Below are 17,779 nucleotides of genomic sequence, written 5' to 3' on the forward strand. Positions count from 1 at the left end.
TATGTCACGACAAATTACTGGTGCGGTGATCGAAGAATTAAATGCACCGTTCAAGTTGGAAACACTTGAAGTCGACGATCAGCCAAAAGCACATGAAGTATTGGTGCATATTGTTGCAAGTGGGATTTGTCACTCTGATGAAGCGGTTCGTAATGGGTCTGCCGGCGACTACGCATACCCTGGGGTTGTGGGTCATGAAGGTGCCGGAATTGTCGAAAAAGTTGGTTCGTCAGTTACCACCGTTAAAGAAGGCGACCACGTCATTCTCTCATACGATTACGATGGGACTTGTCGTCACTGCTTAACCGGTCACCCATCTTCATGTATTAACTGGGGGAAGCTGAATTTTGCGGGCGTTCGTCCCGATGGATCAGTCGCCTTTACCCGTGAAGATGGTTCACCAATTCATAATTTCTTTAACCAATCCTCATTTACCACCGAAACATTGGTTCAAGAACGAAACATTACGGTGATCGATAAAGATATTGACTTACGTAAAGTGGGCCCTCTCGGCTGTGGCTTTGTAACCGGATCTGGGACCGTATTTAACGGCTTAAACCCTAAAGAAGGCACAACGATTGCGATTGTCGGAACCGGTGCTGTGGGTTCCGCTGCTTTGATGGCTGCCAAGATTAAGGGCTGCTCAAAGATCATCTGTGTCGATATCCACGATTCACGTTTGGAAATGGCTAAAGAACTTGGCGCTACCGATACAATCAACAGTCTGAACGAAGACTGGGTTGATAAAGTGCATGAAATCACCAATGGTGAAGGTGTTGACTTTGCAATTGATACCACTGGAATTTCAGCTATTATGCACCAAGCCATCACTGCTTTGGCATCCGGCGGTCATCTGGCTCCAATCGCCGTTACTGCCAAGACATTGGAATTCATGCCATGGAATGAAATCACTGCGCTGCAAAAACACGTTGACGGCGTGCTGATGGGCGATGCGATTCCACAAATCGGGATTCAGACTTTAATCGATTTCTGGCAGGCAGGCGAATTCCCATTTGATAAGCTGGAAAAATTCTACACCTTTGATCAAGTCAACGAAGCCAACCAAGCTTCAAATGACGGCTCGGTTATCAAACCGGTCATGGTGATTGACCAGGACTACGTACCGGGTGAATAAATTGATTTGTATTATTAACGACATTTTGACATCCAAATGAGAAAGGCGGTTCTCAACAGCTAACTAGCTGTGGGAATCGCCTTTATTGATTCATTTGATTTAATTTTTGAGCTTACGTTGGATAAATTTGCCAATTCCAACTAATCCATTGAGTAGGCTGACAACAATTAATATCGCTTTGGCCTACCAACCGTCACCGCCAGTCTGAGGTAGTCCTGGTAACTGGCGGGCAACTGTCCGCGGAAGGATTCGAAGTTGCCAGTCCATAGCCTTATTCAGTAACCGTTTCTTTGGCAAATCCCTTGATCTCAGCCTGCTGATGCTGATTAATATTGCCCATCTTCGGCATCAAGCCATGAAGGTACAAATGATCCTTGGCAACTTTGATGTGCTTTTGATCCAAAATCTTGGTCAATTGCTTGCCCACTGTGAATAGACTGCCAGATGTGCCAAACAAAAAGACCTCTTTGACCTGCTTTGGATCCAGATTGCGGGCAAATTGTTTCAAGCGTTCATCGACGTTCAGGTTATAAATTCCCCCACCTAAATACAGTCGGTCAACCGTTCCGGTCAGCGGTGTATCAATCGATTTCGCCTCGATCTTCAATTGATTGCCTAACATGTTCGCAAGTTTTTCAGTATTCCCCGTTCGTGAATAATATCTAATTGCATCCATATTGTGCATCTCCTCACATTTTCGATTATAGTTCTGTATCCGCTTTCTTTCAAATAAGAATCGCGTTCTATCCGCATTTATTCTCTAAAATGAAATAATTATAAAGTTCAATTTAAAGCGTTTACATTTGATTAAGGACGCACTATACTCGAGTAAGTGAGGAAAAAATATGAATCAAAAATTTTTAAGGGGGTTATTTATTTATGGTTGAAACAATTAGTGGTTCAGATGCTGTTCTTAAGGTGCTCGAACAATGGGGTGTTAAGAACATCTACGGCCTGCCAGGTGGCTCATTTGACTCGACCATGAATGCGATTCACAACCAAAAGAAACAGATTAATTATGTACAGGTTCGTCATGAAGAAGCTGGCGCAATCGCTGCTGCCGCAACTGCCAAGTTGACTGGCAAAGTCGGCGTTTGTTTCGGATCAGCTGGTCCAGGCGCTGTTCATCTGCTCAACGGCCTGTATGACGCAAAAAGTGACGGCGTTCCCGTTGTTGCTTTAGTTGCGCAAGTACCAACCGGCAGCATGAACATGGACTTCTTCCAAGCAATGGATGAAGAGCCGATTTTTGATGATGTTGCTGTTTGGAACCGCACTGCCATGACTGCAGATGCATTGCCGCGAATGACTGACGAAGCCATCCGTCAAGCCTACATGAAACACGGTGTTGCAGTCTTAACGATTCCAAAGGACCTTGGCTGGGCTCAAATTAACGATACGTATCAACCAAACGTCAAGTCGCATCAAACACCTGTCTATCCAAGCCCTCGTCCAGAAGACGTTGAAGAAGCCGTTAAATTAATTAAAGAAGCTAAATCACCAATGATTTACTTCGGGATTGGTGCCAAGGATGCTGCCGACGAATTGAAGGAAGCTTCCGAAAAATTCAAGATGCCATTGGTTTCATCATTCTTAGCCAAAGGAATTCTCCCAGACGACTATCCAGCCTATCTTGGATCAACCGGCCGGGTTGCGCCAAAGGCCGGTTCAGAGGCCGGATTCAGCACCGACTTGATTCTGTGGGTCGGCAACAACGTCCCATTCAGCATCTTCTTGTTCAACAAACACGCTAAAGTCATTCAAATTGATATTCAAAGTGAAAAACTCGGTGAGCGTCGGCACAACGATGTTTCAATGTTGGCCGATTCAAAAGTTGCCTTGGATGCCATTCTTGAAGCCGGCGAAACCCGTCAGCCTTCAGCATTCTATCAGGCTTGCCTTGCCGATAAAGAAAACTGGAACAGCTGGTTGGACAGCTTCAAAGATTCCGATCAAATGCCGGTCCGTCCAGAACCAATCTTCGATGTCTTGAATCAAACTGCCTCCAACAAAGCAGTCTTCGCTGTTGATGTCGGCAACGTTGACATCAACTTCGACCGGCTGATCAACATGCACGACGACCAGAAATGGGCAACCTCAGGCATTTACGCAACCATGGGCTTTGCCCTGCCAGCATCAATCGCTGCCAAGCTTGAGTATCCAGACCGTGACGTCTACAGCCTCAGCGGTGATGGCGGCTTTGCAATGCTGATGGAAGAAGTCATGACCCAAGTCAAATATGGCCTGCACATCGTCAACATCATCTTCACCAACGAAACGCTTGGCTTTATCGAAGCGGAGCAGACTGACGATACTCATCAGCCATTATCCGGTGTTGATTTGCCTGACACTAATTGGGCTGAAGTCACCAAGGGAATGGGCGCCGTCAGTTACACCGTTCACACCAAGGAAGATATGCAAAAAGCCCTCAAAGATGCTGAAAACACTGATAAACCAGTGGTCATTGACGTTAAATTAACCCACGAGATGCCATTGACAACTCAGCACATGTTCCTGGACACTTCATGGCAGGATAAGGACAAAGTTGCCGAATACGTCAAGAAGTACCAGGCACAAGATTTGAAACCATTGAGCTACTTCTTGAAAGAAGCCGAGAACCATCAGCTTCAAACCAACTGATAATCGTTGTGAAAGAAGATCAAAGGCCGGAAACAAGCGCTTTTGTTTCCGGCCTTTGCACTACATAGAAAAGTAGGTAGTAAGGAGTGCCAGCGATGAAAGTCGTTTACTTGAATCAACATTCTCAATCAAATATGTCCAGCTCCCCCACCCCAATTGTCTTGGCGCTAGGCTTTTTTGACGGCGTACACAAAGGTCACCAGAAAGTCATCGCAACTGCGCGAAAAATTGCCAGCCAAAAGGGTTATCAACTAGCGGTCATGACCTTCAATCGACATGCCTCCAGAGTGTTTAATCATAGTCAAACCGCCAGTTTCAGATATCTAACCACCCTGAAACAGAAAATTGAACTGGTGCGGGCCACCCACGCGGATATTCTGTACGTCATCGACTTCACCAAACAATTCGCGGCCTTATCACCAAAGCACTTTGTAGACCAATACGTGATTGGGTTAAATGCCAAAGTCGTTGTCGCCGGCTTTGACTACACATTTGGCCGTGGTGGGACAACGACCATCGATTCACTGGCCAAAATCAGTGGCGGTAAGGTCAAAACGGTCACCGTCAACGAATTGGCCAGTGACCAACTAAAAATCAGTTCGACGCGAATTCGCCATTTGGTCCGCGACGGCAATATTCAAGAGGCGACACGCTTACTGGGTCATCCCTACGAAACCACTGGGAAATTGATTCATGCCCAAACTAATGGGTTATCGATCGTTAATCCATCCAGCCGTTTGCAGCAGTTGCCGGAAAGCGGGCGGTATTTGTGTGAGGTTCGGGTGGCGGATTCTATCGCCAAGGTTCCTGTGAACGTTGTCCATTCCGGAAATGGTGATCAAAGCGTCATCTACTTAAACCGAAAACGATTTGATCACCTCCCCCACGTGAATTCCTTGCCAGTGTGGATTCGCTGGGTTAATTAATCAATTTCAAAAACATCCCCACAAAGTTGCCTTAAGCTCTGTGGGGATGCTTTTGCAAATCAACATCATTTTGAAAGACTTTAGAAGCAATCAGCTCCAAGCCGATAATTCCGGATGGTTATCAATTTTTTTGTTCAACAGGTCAATTTAGAGATATAATTAATTTGTTAACTATTCTTATAAAAGAATTATAGTTAAATCTAAAAGGAGAATAAATGATTAGAAAACATATCGCATTATTACTTGCAATTTTTTCGTTTAGTACTTCAGCTGCGTTTCTGCAGGATCAATCTGTACAAGCAGCCAAGTGGCATCACGGAACGCCCACTGCCTTACGCGGGCATTGGCGAACGAATGTCTTTTGGCAATACGGCTTCCGTAATTACAACACCATGGCAATTGGAAAGCATGAACTTATTTCAACAATTCACGCAATCGGTAGTACTGCTGATGTCAGTTTGCCGACAATTTGGTCACCAAAGTACATATATCTTGGTCATCACCTGTACAAATTCAAAGGAATGGGACCTGGCGGTTTCAAAACCCACTGTTGGATAAAATGGAAAAATCATCGCTTATTAACAGTGAAAACGCCAAAAAGTGGATTGCCAGAACATTACTACCGTTAATCTGCAGTGAAGAAAGGAAGAATTCCATTGAAATTTACTAAAATGATCCTTACGATGGTATTTGTCTGCCTATTTGCCATCGGTTATCAAACAAGTACAACCAGTGCTGCGACCTGGCATGCCGGAACACCAACTGCGCTACAGGGGAAATGGCAACAAAAGTCCAGTAATCACGACGGCAACCATGCTTACTACAATAAGGTTTCTATTACTAAGGAATCATTGGAAACGACGTATTTCGGTGGCATGCCCGATTTATTTACCCATATCAAATGGCACAAAGTAAGCCACAACACCTACGTGCTGCATGCTCGACGTTTTATCGATGGTTATCAACACAAGATCCACAGACTCACGATTAAACGCATTTCCCATAATCGGATGTACATGCATCTGGATGGACACACATATTTTTCAAGTAGGCATCATTTATTTAATCGGTATTAGCAATGAAAATATAGTTACGAAAGAGGAGTTACTCAGTGTCTTGAGCAACTCCTCTTGTTGTATTCATCAATATTCAAATCATCGTTTAACAGCCTACTTCAAATACGACAACGGCTTTTGAACTTCAACCTTCGTACCATCATACTTATCCTTAATATACTTCTGAATCGCTGGTTCATGATACAGCTTCACCAACTTTTGGTAATCCTTGTTATGCCGGTTCTTCTTGGCCGTCGCCAACACGTTAATGTTGCTTCTGGTGCTGACGTCAATTTTTTCATGGAAGATCGAGTCTTTCAACACGTTCAAATGGCCTTCGAGTGCAACTGTGTTTGAGATTAAGACGGCGTCCAAATTGTGGAGAACCCGCGGACCCGTGGTATCGTCAATTTCTTTGAATTTTAAATGCTTGGGATTTGAGGCAATATCACTGGTATTTCCCAAAGCACCAAAATTTTTGTCGAGCTTGATGAGGCCGGCACTTTGCAGCAACAGCAGCCCCCGAGCCGTGTTCGCCGGATTATTGGCAATCGCAATTGTGGCGCCGTCTGGCAGCTCATTCACCTTCTTATATTTATCAGAATAAATTCCGAGCGGTTCCAGATATGTCGTCCCCAAAGCGGCCAACTGGGCCTTTTGATGTTCCTGATTGTATGCCTGTAAGTACGAGTATGACTGAAAGGCGTTGACGTCGATGCTGCCTTGAGCGGTGGCATTGTTAAGCTGAACACCATCGGTAATTTGTTTGACCTTAATTTTGAGGCCCAATTTTTTAGCCTGCTTACTGTCAGCAATATGATTCCAAATATCATAATCTGACCCTTGTGATCCGACCGTAATCGTGGCGCTCTTAGAATTGGATGCGTTGCCAGTCAGGGTGTGAATGCCAAAGACAATCCCAACCAATACCACAATGCCAATTAACGTATAAATAATGCCTTTACTATTCTTCATGTGTTTTCTCCTCAAATAATCATTTTTTTATAAGTGAACTGTCTTTTTTGCCAGCCAGTCGCCAGCGAATTGGACAATAAAGACCATGATCAAAATGACTAACATTGCTGCCACGGTGACATCATTTTGATAACGGGCGTAACCGATACTGATGGCAACATCACCCAGACCGCCAGAACCAATCGCCCCAGCCATAGTCGTCAGGCCAATCAAACTAATGACGGTCACAATGGAGGCTCGAATCAGATCAGGCAATCCTTCGCGTAAATAGATTCGGAAGATGATTTCCAAGTTTCCCGAACCCATTGAACGCGCGGCTTCAATCACCTGCGGATCAATTTCCAGCAAGGCGTTTTGAACTTGGCGGGCATAGAAGGGGAAAATTCCCACAACTAACGGCACTAAAGCCGCCGTCGTTCCAACCGTGGTGTGTACGATAAAGTTGGTAATCGGAAACATCACCGCCAGCAAAATGATAAACGGAATCGATCGCAATAAATTGACCACTTTGTCAACCAGGCTGTACACATACCCGTCTTCAGCGATACCCCCTTCTTGGGTAATCACCAGCAAAATGCCGATCCCAAGGCCCAAAATTCCGGCAATCAGAGAAGACCAAAATGTCATATAAATGGTCTCCCAAATTGACTGAACAAATTGCGGCCAAATATGGGCCACATTAGGAAATATTTGTTTTAACATCTTTCTGCTCTCCTCTCTTAGCCGTTGCCAATAATTTAACGTTGACGCCGTGTTGATTCAAAAAATTAATTCCATCGGCCAGATGTTTGGATTGTCCCGACAAGACAATGATCAAATAACCAATTGACGTTGAACCGATCCGTTCAATGTTGGCAAATAAAATGTTTGCTTTCAGTTTATACAGTTCTGTCAGGTCAGAAATCAAAGATTCCTTTGTGGCTTGACCATGAAACTTGAGAAAGAGTAGCCGTTCATTGGCGGCCAAATTCTGCAAACTTTGATCGGCTTTGATCTGTGCCAACGCTTCGGTCACATTTGCGGAGGAGTCGACAAAAGTCTGGGTTAAAGCCTGCTTGGGATTCGAGAAGACAGATGCGACATCCCCGCGCTCAATAATCTTTCCTGCGTCCATGACCGCAACGTGTTGGCAAATTGATTTAATAACCTGCATCTCATGGGTGATCAAGACAACCGTCAGCCCCAAACTTTCATTCAACCGCTTCAACAATTTCAAAATATCATCGGTCGTCTTGGGATCCAACGCACTGGTAGCTTCATCGCTGACCAAAATGTTGGGATCATTTGCCAATGATCTGGCGATGGCGACTCTTTGCTTTTGACCTCCGGAAAGCTGCTCCGGATAAGCCTGGACATATTCACTTAGACCGACCAAATCAAGCAGTTTCTTGGCTTTCAAGCGTCGATCTGTTTTACTGATTCGTTGGCTCAACAATGGATACTCGACGTTGCCCAATACCGTTCTGGAATTTAATAAATTAAAGTGCTGAAAAATCATGCCAATCTTTTTCCTGGCTTTTCGCAGTTCCGGATTGGCAAGTTGATCTAACCGTTGGCCACCAACAAGGACGTTGCCACTCGTTGGTCGTTGAAGCAGATTAATCGTTCGCAACAAGGTACTTTTACCGGCACCGGAATATCCGATGATGCCATAGATATCCCCCTTTTGAATCTGTAAGTTAACCCGATCGACCGCCTGCAGCGACTTGCCGCCCGACTGAAAAGTCACACTAACATCCTGCAGATCAATGATGGTGTTTTGTAAATCCGCCATATTTCATCCCTACTTTCAAAAAATAAAAACGCCCCTGTACTAAAGTACAGAAGCGTTTAATCGCGATACCATTCTGAGTTCACTTCGTTAGTTGCCTAAGAAGTCTCTTCAACCATCTCAATTTGAAATGGCGTGTCTAATAACGAAGACGAACCCGTCTGCCATTTTCATTCTGTGATCATGACAGCCAATCATCGGCCATTTTCACCACCCAACAGCGATCGACTTCCACCCAATGTCGACTCTCTTGACGCTGTCAGATAACTACTCTCCGATTCATTTTGTTTAAATCTATTCAACATTCCAAACACTTTTCGCCGTCTTGATGACCAGGGCCAATTTATGCCACTGATCGTCTTCCGTTAAGCGATTGCCCTCTTCAGTTGAGGCGAACCCGCATTGAGGAGAGATACAGAGATTGTCCAGTGGAACGTACTGGCTGGCATCCCTAATTCTGGCTTTGAGAAAGTCCTCTTTTTCCAGTTGAGGGCGCTTGCTGGTCACAATTCCGATCACAATTCGTTGATCCCGACGGTTATCAGCAATCTTCTTGAGGGGTTCAAAGCCACCTGAACGCTCATCGTCGTACTCCAGGAAATAGCCATCAATGTGGAGCTGAGCCAGGTAATCTGCGACTGGATCATAAGCGCCGGCCCCAGCCCATGTTGAGTCGTAGTTGCCCTTGCAGACATGCATGGTAATCGTCAGATCATCCGGCTTGTTATCGACAATCGCGTTAATCGCTTTCACAGCCGCTTTGGCCAATGGCACCAGTTCCGGTCGCAAAGTCTGCTTGGAAAAGCTGGCCCACATCCCCCACGAAGTATCATCAAGCTGCAGATAGCGGCAACCAAGGTCATAGAAATGTTGGACGGTCTGCTGATAAGCTTTGATTTCATCATCCAAGAAGGTGTCAAAGTCCCCATCGTAATAGTTGTCGAATACCTCCGCATCCTTGTTTGGGAAGAACACGGATGGACTGGGAATCGTCTGCTTAGCTGTAATGCCAGCTGGAACAATGCTGTTAAGGTATTTGAAGCCAGCAAAGAACGGGTGATCCGGGTTGTAGGCAATCTTGCCGGTAAATCGAATGCCGCCCTTTCGCGTTTCCTCGCCATGAAAATTGTAGCCGTGCTCAGGTTCAAAGAACTCAGCGCCATTGAATCCGGCGAAGAAATCAAGATGCCACCAGCTCCGGCGAAACTCACCGTCAGTCACATCCTTGAGTCCAAGGGCAACCTGCTTGTCCACAATTCGACGAATCTCTTGATTTTCAACCTGGGTTAAATCCGCTTGGGTAATTTTTTGGGCATGGTAATCTGCTCGTGCTTGCTTGAGTTTTGCCGGTCGTAATAAACTCCCGACTTCATCATATCGATATGGAAATTTTAATTTTGCTGCAACTGTCATTTTGACCACTCCTTATTTTTTCGAATAAAAAAGTCCTCATACAGAATAACTCTGTACAAGGACGATATTAATCGTGTTACCACCTTAATTTTCACACAGCTCACACCATGTGACTCACTTGGTACTCAACCAACTTGAATACCGCAACGCGATAAGGTGCGTTCGCCATGTCATCTTGCTGGTGCTCGACGACATTGTGCTCAAAGACCATCTTCACCGATTTTTCGCCATCCACTTTCACCAAATGTGGACTCTCTAAAGACGCTTCCACGACTACTCATCTTTTCACTGCTTTTGTTTATCAATTTAACTAATGAGTTTAAGCTAAATTATGAGAAAGTCAAGGGCGTATTTTAATCTGAATGGTTTTGAAATTAGAACAATACCTGTTAAAACGCTATTTATCGCGATTAAAGTGTACGATATTCTAATGAAATTTTCAAGATTCACGGAAGATTACCAAACTTTCTCATCACTTCAGATTGCATCCCTGAAATAAATCATCTATGATTCAAACTATATCTGTGACACTCATTTAACAAATCCACCAACATCAAGGAGAAATCATGCAACCAACTCAACTAGCCGTCAACTTAATCAAACAAATGCCGGAACTTCCCACCGGCTGCGAAATTACCGCAGTCACAATGATGCTCCAATACGCCGGCCAACCTGTCGACAAAGTGACCCTGGCTCACGAAATGCCCTACGATGCCAGCGATTGGAATAAGGGCTTCGTCGGTGACCCATTTACCGAGAACGGTGACAGCATTTATCCACCGGCACTAGTCGGTCTGGTCACCAAATACGCCGGTCATGCGGTGGATCTCAGCGGCAAATCAATCACCCAATTAAAACAATTCCTGGTCGAAAAGCAACACCCAATCGTTGTCTGGGTCGGCCAATTCGATGGCTTTGCCACTCATGCGCTGGTGATGACCGGCTTTGACGACCAACAGGTTTATTACACTGACTGCTGGACTGGTGAGCGGACTTTCATGCCGACAGAAGATTTTGAGCAAATCCGCTCAAAGAAAATGAAGCTGGCAATTAGTTATTAGAAGTCTTCGCAAGCCTTCCCTGAACGAATACCTGCTTCACGTCCGCCTCTGAAGCGTGGTACATGATTTTTTCAAAAATTTGATCCATGCTTTCATCTTCGAAAGACTTCAACGGTGACTTGACCACTTGCAAGTCAGCCAAATAGCCGACTTTGATCTGGCCGGTCTTCAGATGCAAACTCTTGGCCCCACCGACGGTTGCCAAATAGAACCCATTTTTAGCAGAAATCGGCTGCTGATTGGTTCCCCGCTGTGCCGGTGCCAGTTCAGAATTCACCCCATCATTTAACATCCGCGAAGACATCACTGCTTGGCGGATATTTTGATAGATGCTTGGCGAGTAACCACCGGAAATGTCGGTTCCCAGGCCAATTTTGACGTGGTGTTGCAGGAGCTTGCTTACGGGCAACACCGCATTACCAAAATAGACGTTGGAGATTGGACAGTGGGCAACCGCCACGCCGCGGGCTTTGAAGGTATCCAGGTCGGCTTGATTGAGCAGGGTGCCATGAGCCATCACCGATTTATCAGTCAAAAGACCATACTCGTCCAAGACTTCGGCATCCCGTTTGTGGTAGTGTTCCAGTGCATAACCGTTCTCCCAATCGCTTTCGCTGCAGTGGGATTGGACCGGCAAATCATATTTCTTTGCCAATTCCCCCAGGCCCTTCAATGATTCAGGCGTACAACTGGGGACAAATCTTGGCGTAATGACTGCCGTTTGCTTGATTGGGGCACTCTGGTTGAGCTGGTCAATTTGTTGAATGAAACGTTCTGTGTCATCGACTGCACTTTGAGCCGAGGCATCCCGATAGTTCTCAGGCGTCTGATCAGGATTATCCATCGCCACCTTACCGATAAAGCCCCGCTGGTTGTGATTGACGCAAGCTTTCGCCAATTCCAGGTTGGCGGGGTTATCTACACTGCCAAAATACAGGACGGTGGTCGTCCCATTTGCGAGCAATTCACCGACCAGATCGTCATAAACCCGCTTGGCGAACCCGACGTCTTTGTACTTGGCTTCCATCGGAAATGTATATGTATCAAGCCATTCATTTAACGGCCGATCCAGTGCCACCCCGGCATTGGGCCACTGGGGTGCGTGGACGTGGAGGTCGATGAAGCCGGGCAATAGGTATTCATTTGACTTCAACGTGAGCAACTGATCATTTTGCTCGGCGTCGCGCCTAACCGCTGGAAAATCGTCATCTGATTCATTGATCACGCGCTCGATATAACCGGAATCGTCAATGCAGACCAACTGGTGCTGTTGGCAGTCGACCTCATCAGGTGTTGCAGCAGTCATGGTCGGGCCTTCAATTACTTTTGTGATTGTGATAATAGCCACCTCAGTTTTCATTATTTTTTAAACTAACTATTCAAATTCCCTATACAAAGTGATTATATACTGCCAAATGTCCCGACTCAATGCATGCCATTTCACCAATACGAAATGGCATGGACTTTTCAACAAGAAATGTCGGATAAATTTGTAGGAAGTGCCAAACATTTCCACCCCGTCACGATTTATACTGCGGACGAAGTGGTGTTCAGCAGTCAGGTTAATCGTTATTGAGGGGGTTAAAATGATGACTCAAAAGAGGTTTATTCAGGAATTGTTCATTAGTTCGGTGGTTTTGCTAGGGCTATTGGTGGGCACAACCGGCTCGGTTAAGGCCGCAAGCACCCCCACCATCTCAGAGCTCACCAGTTTCATCTGGCATCGTGCAGCCTTTAGCGGCCGTACCCCATCAGACCGGCGAAATTGGGACAGTGACATACCAAATTAGTGATGGCATTCTAAGTTTGAGTGGTGGGACCATCTCAAGCCACCCCGAAGAAACCTATCCATGGAATTTTAATGAAACGATCACCAAAGTTGAGATCAATGGACCAATTATTCTGGAGGGAAATGCGGCCCGTAGTTTCTTTATGGCGTTACCAAATGCGACCGCAATCGAAGGCATCGGCCACTTAGATACCACCCAAGCGACTGACATGAGCCACATGTTCGCTGATGATACCAATTTATTGGAGCTCGATTTGTCAACGTTAAATACAGATAACGTTACCCGATTCAACCAGATGTTTGCGGGAGACCAATCTTTAACCACTGTGAATGTTTCCAAGTTTGATACATCTAAAGCAGAATTAATGACGGGCATGTTTTCCGGCGAAACTTCTTTAACCAGCTTAGATTTATCCAACTTTGATACTCATAAGCCGTTGCTTTACGGAGCGCGGAGGCTGTCAAATATGCTGGCATACCTGACCAGCTTGACCACTCTCAAACTAGGTCCAAACGTGGGGTTTGGCCCTGCCGAGAGTATCGGCGATCCACACCTGATTGCCCCGGCTGGCGCAGACAACTGGCAGGCAGTCGGCAGTGGTACCCCAGAGGATCCTGAAGGCCCAGTATACTCGCCCGATGGCATTCGCGGGTTATATGAACCTACCAATCCTGAACACCCAACTGAAGTGGAAACTTTCGTACCGGAAAAGCCGTTTGTTGATCAATCGGCTATCTCGGTTCAACCAACATACAGTATGACAACCGGAACCAAGTTTGATGTCAGCAAGGTCTTCAACTCAATTACCACACCAGAAGGCAAAGTCGGCTACATTACCGCCAATGCCAAGTTTGTCACTAATCTCTACTACCAATCATTGCCTAAGAATAAAGAGATTACGCTCATTGCAACACGAGGCATTCAAGCCTACAAGAATAAGAATTTGACCCGAAAGACAAAGGCTTACAAGCAAGGCACCCATCTTCGAGTTAAAGCGATCGTTAAGCATAATCTCACGACACGCTACCAGTTGAGTAACGGTTACTTTGTATCCGCCAATAAGAAGTTAGTCATTCAGGGAAAAGCTTAACTGAAAGCAGTTCATATTTTTAGCCACCAGTATCGTGCTGGTGGCTTTTTTGGATGCTATTGAGAATCAGCAGCACAAGGAAAACCTATCGTGGACTTTCTCACAACAATGCCCCTGCAATCTTTGTACAAACCAACAAACAAATCTCTCCATCTTTTCCCTATACTGAAGGCAAATTGAACCTGGTTCAGGTTTTGACAGTTTGTAAACGTTGAGGGGGCGTTTTCTATGAAACAGAGAAAAATTGTGATCAAAGTGGCTGTTGCTATGGCCGCGGCCATGGGCTTGCTTTTAGGGACGGCTGCCAGCACGAATGTTTTGACTGAAGCAGCCGAAACAAATACCGCTGTTCAAGATGAGACCGCCAGTGGGCATTTGGGTGGCCCAGATGGTCCAGACTGGACCCGTGACGGCAATAATTTCAATTTAACGGGTGGTGTCCTGACGGAGAGAATTGACAATCAATTGACTTCAAATATAGGAACGGCAACCGTGATTAATATTACAGGTAAGCTGTATCTTGAGGGCGAGGCCTCGCGTGAGTTGTTTTCCTCCCTCAATAATGTGACCACGATTAACGGCATGGAGAATGTGGATACGGCAAAAGCAACGAATATGGAGTTGATGTTTGCCGAAGATCAAGCACTCACCTCCATTGATGTGTCGTCCTTTGACACCCGGGAAGTCACCGATATGGCAGCAATGTTTGCTAATGACAGTTCAATGAAAAGCATCAATGTTGCCAACTTTAATACTGATAATGTGACGATTATGCCCAACATGTTCGCCGATATGCACGAGGTTGAAAGCATCAACGGGACCAATTTCAATACCCAAAAGGTCACAGAAATGACGGCAATGTTTTGGAATGATCCTAACTTAAAGACGGTTGATGTGTCGTCTTTTCAAACACCAAACGTCACCAGTTTCAGGGCAATGTTTGCGGATGATTCAAGTTTGACCAGCCTCGATTTGTCAGGGTTTGACACCCAAAAGCTCCTAGGATATTCTAACGGAACCCTCGGACTCATGCTCCGGGGAACATCCAGCCTCGCCAAACTGACACTGGGGCCAAATATTCAATTTGATAAAAATAAGACCATTAACGGCGCGTCTGCTGGGCTCCCATCACTCGGCGCCCCTGCCGGCTCTGAACGATGGCAGGCGGTCGCTGCCGATAAAGGCGGTACCGCCGACAACCCTAAAGGAGCGACTGCCTTCCTCCCCGATGAATTGACTTCCCTTTATGATCAGTCGAATGCCAATCATCCAACCAAGGTTGAGACTTGGGTTCCCTACTTCAAAGACACTCTGGATGTTAAATCACCAATTAACCTGACAGTCGGCCAATCATTTGATCCCAAAGCAGGATTTGTCTCCGCAGCCGATGGAAATGGTCAACCGGTTACTTATGACCAAGCCGTCGCCGAAGGAAAGCCTGGCGGACTGGCAGTTGACACCAGCGGTCTCGACACCTCCAAGCCGGGAACCTATAACGTCACCTACAGCTACCACATGCGAAAGGCCATTGTGAAGGTTATTGTGAGCGCAGTCCCTGGGGTGACACCAAATCCGACCCCGACACCAAACCCCAATGGCAATAATTCCGGCAACAGCAATCCCGTCTGGAATCCCACCAATCCAAAGAATCCAAACGGTACTGGCCTGCCCAACTTTGCCAATGTGAAAAACGATGCGGTCTACGCAACCAAGAAAATTTACCTCTACCAAAATCCAACTTTCAAAAAGTCACAGCGAATAGCCGTTTATCCAAAAGCTAAGCGAATCAACCGACCAATGTTTGTCGTCGTCGATTTTGCCAAATCAAATGGCGGTGCCCTCCGAATCAAAGTGCGTGACGTCAATCACGGCAAAAAGACTGCTGGCAAGGTTGGGTACATCACCGCTAATCCAAAGTATGTAACCAACGTCTACTACCAGACCATGCCAAAATCCAATCAGGTCAAGGTGATCGCCACCAAGGGTGTTTACGTCTACCAGAATGCTAATTTGTCCGGCAAGGCCAAGCACTACAAGAAAGGGGCTCGTCTGACCGTTAAGAAATTGGTTAAACACAATCTGACGACCCGTTATCAATTAAGCAATGGGCATTTTATCACCGGCAATAAGAAGCTGGTCATTCATAGCCGTTAAGGGCATCAATTGTTTCAGAAAGTCTGCGCACTCTCACCATCAACTGTTACAATCAAAGTAATGGGCGTGATCGTTGTGTGCGCATCCGACAATTTGGCTTTAACCTTCCCGCCCAGAAAATCACTCAAGGAGGAATTTCTATGGCGGTATTTTCAGAAGAACAACGGCTGCAAATTTTCAAAGAGCTCGTCGCGATTCAATCGGTGAACACTGATGAAGAAAAGGTCAGCGCTTATTTAAAAAATCTTTTTGAGAAACATGGCATTTCGGCCACAATTATCCCGGTCGATGAAAATCGGACGGATCTAAAAGCAGAAATCGGCACTGGCAGCCCAGTCCTGGGAGTCTCCGGGCACATGGATGTCGTTTCACCGGGGGATACCTCTAAGTGGACCAGCGACCCGTTTACATTGACCGAGCGCGACGGCAAGTTATACGGTCGTGGTGCTGCTGATATGAAATCCGGGTTGGCTGCAATGGTGATTGCCATGATTGAGATTCATGATCAAGGATTGCTGAAAAAGGGTCGGATTCGTCTCATGGCAACCATGGGCGAAGAAGTTGGCGAATTAGGTTCACGAACCTTCGCTGACGATGGCTCAATGGACGACGTTGATGCACTGATCATCGGTGAACCATCCGGCTACCGAATTGCCTATGCCCACAAAGGGGCAATGGATATTCGCCTAACCTCAACTGGGAAAGCTGCCCATAGTTCAATGCCGGAGCAGGGCTACAATGCGCTGGATCCACTGATTGATCTCCTGCACGACGCCAATCATCAATTTAGAACAACAAATAAAAAGAGCGCAATGTTGGGAAATCTGGCATTTAACACGACGATCTTCAAGGGCGGGGATCAAGTCAACTCAATTCCAGCCAAAGCTGTTGCCGATATCAACGTTCGCACCATCCCAGAGTTCGATAATGATGTGGTCGATAAGCTACTGGATCAACTCGTTGAACAGCAAAATACCAACGGGGCCAAAATCGTCAAGGAAACTTACATGTCTCAACCATCAGTCGAAACGACCGGCGACAAAAAGCTGATCGGCTTGGCACAGGAAATCGGCAAACAATATGCCGAAAAAGACATTCCGAGCGGTGCCATCCCAGCTGTCACCGACGCATCGAACATGCTGCGGGATAAGCCGAAGGAATTTCCATTTATCATCTTTGGTCCAGGAAGTAACAGTGTCCACCAAGTTGATGAGTTTGTCGACAAACAGATGTACCTTAACTTTGTGGAGATTTATCAGAAGTTGTTTACGCAGTATTTGAACTAAAGACGAATCCAATCAAATAGCAGCCGTCAAACCACTTGCTTGTGATTTGACGGCTGCTGTTTTGTTCTGATAGATACTACCAAGCCAACTCATAATAAGTGAAAAATGCGGTGCCAGCCCCGACCCACACGAGCACCATGATCACAATCATGAGACTCTTAACGGCCGCATTAAAAATTGTGTAATCAGCGAACCGCTGGTCAATCCGCTTGGGTGCAGAAATCAGTCCCAGCACGATTAACGTAACAGGTAAGATAAAAATGGTCATTTTGGTGCCTGGACTGTCTGCGACGCCAAAGCCAAAATGAGTCGGAACAATTTGAGGTAATCGTGGATAAAAGACGATGGCCGCCATTGCGGTAATTATGGTCACACACCAGTGGACGGCAAGGATTTTAGAGTAAACTTTGGAAATCAGAATTGAGAAATTCATGTGGGTCGCTTCCTTAGTGGCTATGTACTTTTTGTTAATGCTGTGGTAAT

At 45.9% G+C, this 17,779-nt stretch carries 17 protein-coding genes and 2 other annotated features; of the genes, 10 read left to right on the forward strand and 7 right to left on the reverse strand.

The features are described from left to right. Window position 1 precedes the first annotated feature (1 nt). Entirely contained in the window at window positions 2-1,135 is a 1,134-nt protein-coding gene (locus KE627_RS03720) for an NAD(P)-dependent alcohol dehydrogenase (RefSeq protein WP_013728688.1), read from the forward strand. A 271-nt stretch (window positions 1,136-1,406) separates the two neighbouring features. Here KE627_RS03720 and KE627_RS03725 read toward each other — a convergent pair whose 3' ends face one another. Further along, complete coding sequence (locus KE627_RS03725) at window positions 1,407-1,811, reverse strand: flavodoxin family protein (RefSeq protein ID WP_013728689.1); 405 nt, start codon at window positions 1,809-1,811, stop codon at window positions 1,407-1,409. 203 nt (window positions 1,812-2,014) lie between these two features. On the opposite strand from KE627_RS03725, the gene spxB reads away from it, so the two are divergent. The 4 genes from spxB to KE627_RS03745 all read left to right on the forward strand — a co-directional run bounded on the left by spxB (window position 2,015) and on the right by KE627_RS03745 (window position 5,777). Continuing rightward, window positions 2,015-3,775 (forward strand): pyruvate oxidase, encoded by a 1,761-nt coding sequence (spxB, locus tag KE627_RS03730; RefSeq protein ID WP_056938976.1) that lies wholly within the window; start codon window positions 2,015-2,017, stop codon window positions 3,773-3,775. A 95-nt stretch (window positions 3,776-3,870) separates the two neighbouring features. Then, window positions 3,871-4,701, forward strand: coding sequence for an FAD synthetase family protein (locus KE627_RS03735; RefSeq protein WP_056938975.1), 831 nt, complete (start codon window positions 3,871-3,873; stop codon window positions 4,699-4,701). 215 nt (window positions 4,702-4,916) lie between these two features. After that, on the forward strand, window positions 4,917-5,330 hold the full coding sequence (locus KE627_RS03740; protein WP_013728692.1) for a hypothetical protein: 414 nt from the start codon (window positions 4,917-4,919) through the stop codon (window positions 5,328-5,330). 27 nt (window positions 5,331-5,357) lie between these two features. Further along, window positions 5,358-5,777 carry a hypothetical protein gene (locus tag KE627_RS03745; protein ID WP_013728693.1) on the forward strand — a complete coding sequence of 140 codons (420 nt, stop codon included), beginning with the start codon at window positions 5,358-5,360 and terminating at the stop codon, window positions 5,775-5,777. 93 nt (window positions 5,778-5,870) lie between these two features. Here KE627_RS03745 and KE627_RS03750 read toward each other — a convergent pair whose 3' ends face one another. The 4 genes from KE627_RS03750 to KE627_RS03765 all read right to left on the reverse strand — a co-directional run bounded on the left by KE627_RS03750 (window position 5,871) and on the right by KE627_RS03765 (window position 9,915). Further along, on the reverse strand, window positions 5,871-6,731 hold the full coding sequence (locus KE627_RS03750) for a MetQ/NlpA family ABC transporter substrate-binding protein (protein ID WP_013728694.1): 861 nt from the start codon (window positions 6,729-6,731) through the stop codon (window positions 5,871-5,873). Window positions 6,732-6,758: 27 nt separating this feature from the next. Further along, complete coding sequence (locus KE627_RS03755; RefSeq protein ID WP_013728695.1) at window positions 6,759-7,433, reverse strand: methionine ABC transporter permease; 675 nt, start codon at window positions 7,431-7,433, stop codon at window positions 6,759-6,761. Further along, the gene (locus tag KE627_RS03760) at window positions 7,411-8,505 is read right to left on the reverse strand and encodes a methionine ABC transporter ATP-binding protein (protein WP_013728696.1); all 1,095 of its coding nucleotides are present in this window, start codon (window positions 8,503-8,505) and stop codon (window positions 7,411-7,413) included. The genes KE627_RS03755 and KE627_RS03760 overlap by 23 nt, the downstream gene beginning before the upstream one ends. Window positions 8,506-8,550: 45 nt before the next feature. Continuing rightward, window positions 8,551-8,794: a binding site (T-box leader), on the reverse strand. 2 nt (window positions 8,795-8,796) lie between these two features. Continuing rightward, a complete protein-coding gene (locus KE627_RS03765) occupies window positions 8,797-9,915 on the reverse strand; it encodes a 5-methyltetrahydropteroyltriglutamate--homocysteine S-methyltransferase (protein ID WP_056938974.1) in 1,119 nt (372 codons plus the stop codon). A 54-nt stretch (window positions 9,916-9,969) separates the two neighbouring features. Then, window positions 9,970-10,213: a binding site (T-box leader), on the reverse strand. A 268-nt stretch (window positions 10,214-10,481) separates the two neighbouring features. Here KE627_RS03765 and KE627_RS03770 point away from each other — a divergent pair. Beyond that, window positions 10,482-10,976 (forward strand): C39 family peptidase, encoded by a 495-nt coding sequence (locus tag KE627_RS03770; RefSeq protein ID WP_013728698.1) that lies wholly within the window; start codon window positions 10,482-10,484, stop codon window positions 10,974-10,976. On the opposite strand, the gene guaD is transcribed toward KE627_RS03770, so the two are convergent. Next, entirely contained in the window at window positions 10,966-12,282 is a 1,317-nt protein-coding gene (gene guaD / locus KE627_RS03775) for a guanine deaminase (RefSeq protein WP_013728699.1), read from the reverse strand. The two genes, KE627_RS03770 and guaD, sit on opposite strands and share 11 nt — an antisense overlap. Before the next feature lie 126 nt (window positions 12,283-12,408). Here guaD and KE627_RS03780 point away from each other — a divergent pair, with 126 nt between their 5' ends. From KE627_RS03780 to KE627_RS03795, 4 genes are all read left to right on the forward strand, one after another. Beyond that, window positions 12,409-12,552 carry a hypothetical protein gene (locus KE627_RS03780; protein ID WP_170174833.1) on the forward strand — a complete coding sequence of 48 codons (144 nt, stop codon included), beginning with the start codon at window positions 12,409-12,411 and terminating at the stop codon, window positions 12,550-12,552. Window positions 12,553-12,701: 149 nt separating this feature from the next. Further along, on the forward strand, window positions 12,702-13,856 hold the full coding sequence (locus KE627_RS03785) for a DUF5776 domain-containing protein (RefSeq protein ID WP_211772870.1): 1,155 nt from the start codon (window positions 12,702-12,704) through the stop codon (window positions 13,854-13,856). A gap of 228 nt (window positions 13,857-14,084) precedes the next feature. Beyond that, on the forward strand, window positions 14,085-16,010 hold the full coding sequence (locus KE627_RS03790) for a BspA family leucine-rich repeat surface protein (protein WP_013728702.1): 1,926 nt from the start codon (window positions 14,085-14,087) through the stop codon (window positions 16,008-16,010). 140 nt (window positions 16,011-16,150) lie between these two features. After that, window positions 16,151-17,296, forward strand: a complete 1,146-nt coding sequence (locus KE627_RS03795; protein ID WP_056938973.1) for an ArgE/DapE family deacylase — start codon at window positions 16,151-16,153, stop codon at window positions 17,294-17,296. Window positions 17,297-17,372: 76 nt separating this feature from the next. Here KE627_RS03795 and KE627_RS03800 read toward each other — a convergent pair whose 3' ends face one another. After that, window positions 17,373-17,729, reverse strand: a complete 357-nt coding sequence (locus KE627_RS03800; protein WP_013728704.1) for a DUF1648 domain-containing protein — start codon at window positions 17,727-17,729, stop codon at window positions 17,373-17,375. Window positions 17,730-17,779 lie beyond the last annotated feature (50 nt).

This window comes from Lentilactobacillus buchneri (assembly GCF_018314255.1).
GTDB lineage: Bacteria > Bacillota > Bacilli > Lactobacillales > Lactobacillaceae > Lentilactobacillus > Lentilactobacillus buchneri.

What these genes read in the sequence shown, in the direction of transcription:
- KE627_RS03720 (WP_013728688.1), top strand. Translation starts at nt 2, where the DNA reads ATGTCACGACAAATTACTGGTGCGGTGATCGAAGAATTAAATGCACCG.
- KE627_RS03725 (WP_013728689.1), bottom strand. Translation starts at nt 1,811, where the DNA reads ATGGATGCAATTAGATATTATTCACGAACGGGGAATACTGAAAAACTT.
- spxB (WP_056938976.1), top strand. Translation starts at nt 2,015, where the DNA reads ATGGTTGAAACAATTAGTGGTTCAGATGCTGTTCTTAAGGTGCTCGAA.
- KE627_RS03735 (WP_056938975.1), top strand. Translation starts at nt 3,871, where the DNA reads ATGAAAGTCGTTTACTTGAATCAACATTCTCAATCAAATATGTCCAGC.
- KE627_RS03740 (WP_013728692.1), top strand. Translation starts at nt 4,917, where the DNA reads ATGATTAGAAAACATATCGCATTATTACTTGCAATTTTTTCGTTTAGT.
- KE627_RS03750 (WP_013728694.1), bottom strand. Translation starts at nt 6,731, where the DNA reads ATGAAGAATAGTAAAGGCATTATTTATACGTTAATTGGCATTGTGGTA.
- KE627_RS03755 (WP_013728695.1), bottom strand. Translation starts at nt 7,433, where the DNA reads ATGTTAAAACAAATATTTCCTAATGTGGCCCATATTTGGCCGCAATTT.
- KE627_RS03760 (WP_013728696.1), bottom strand. Translation starts at nt 8,505, where the DNA reads ATGGCGGATTTACAAAACACCATCATTGATCTGCAGGATGTTAGTGTG.
- KE627_RS03765 (WP_056938974.1), bottom strand. Translation starts at nt 9,915, where the DNA reads ATGACAGTTGCAGCAAAATTAAAATTTCCATATCGATATGATGAAGTC.
- KE627_RS03770 (WP_013728698.1), top strand. Translation starts at nt 10,482, where the DNA reads ATGCAACCAACTCAACTAGCCGTCAACTTAATCAAACAAATGCCGGAA.
- guaD (WP_013728699.1), bottom strand. Translation starts at nt 12,282, where the DNA reads ATGACTGCTGCAACACCTGATGAGGTCGACTGCCAACAGCACCAGTTG.
- KE627_RS03780 (WP_170174833.1), top strand. Translation starts at nt 12,409, where the DNA reads ATGCCATTTCACCAATACGAAATGGCATGGACTTTTCAACAAGAAATG.
- KE627_RS03790 (WP_013728702.1), top strand. Translation starts at nt 14,085, where the DNA reads ATGAAACAGAGAAAAATTGTGATCAAAGTGGCTGTTGCTATGGCCGCG.
- KE627_RS03795 (WP_056938973.1), top strand. Translation starts at nt 16,151, where the DNA reads ATGGCGGTATTTTCAGAAGAACAACGGCTGCAAATTTTCAAAGAGCTC.
- KE627_RS03800 (WP_013728704.1), bottom strand. Translation starts at nt 17,729, where the DNA reads ATGAATTTCTCAATTCTGATTTCCAAAGTTTACTCTAAAATCCTTGCC.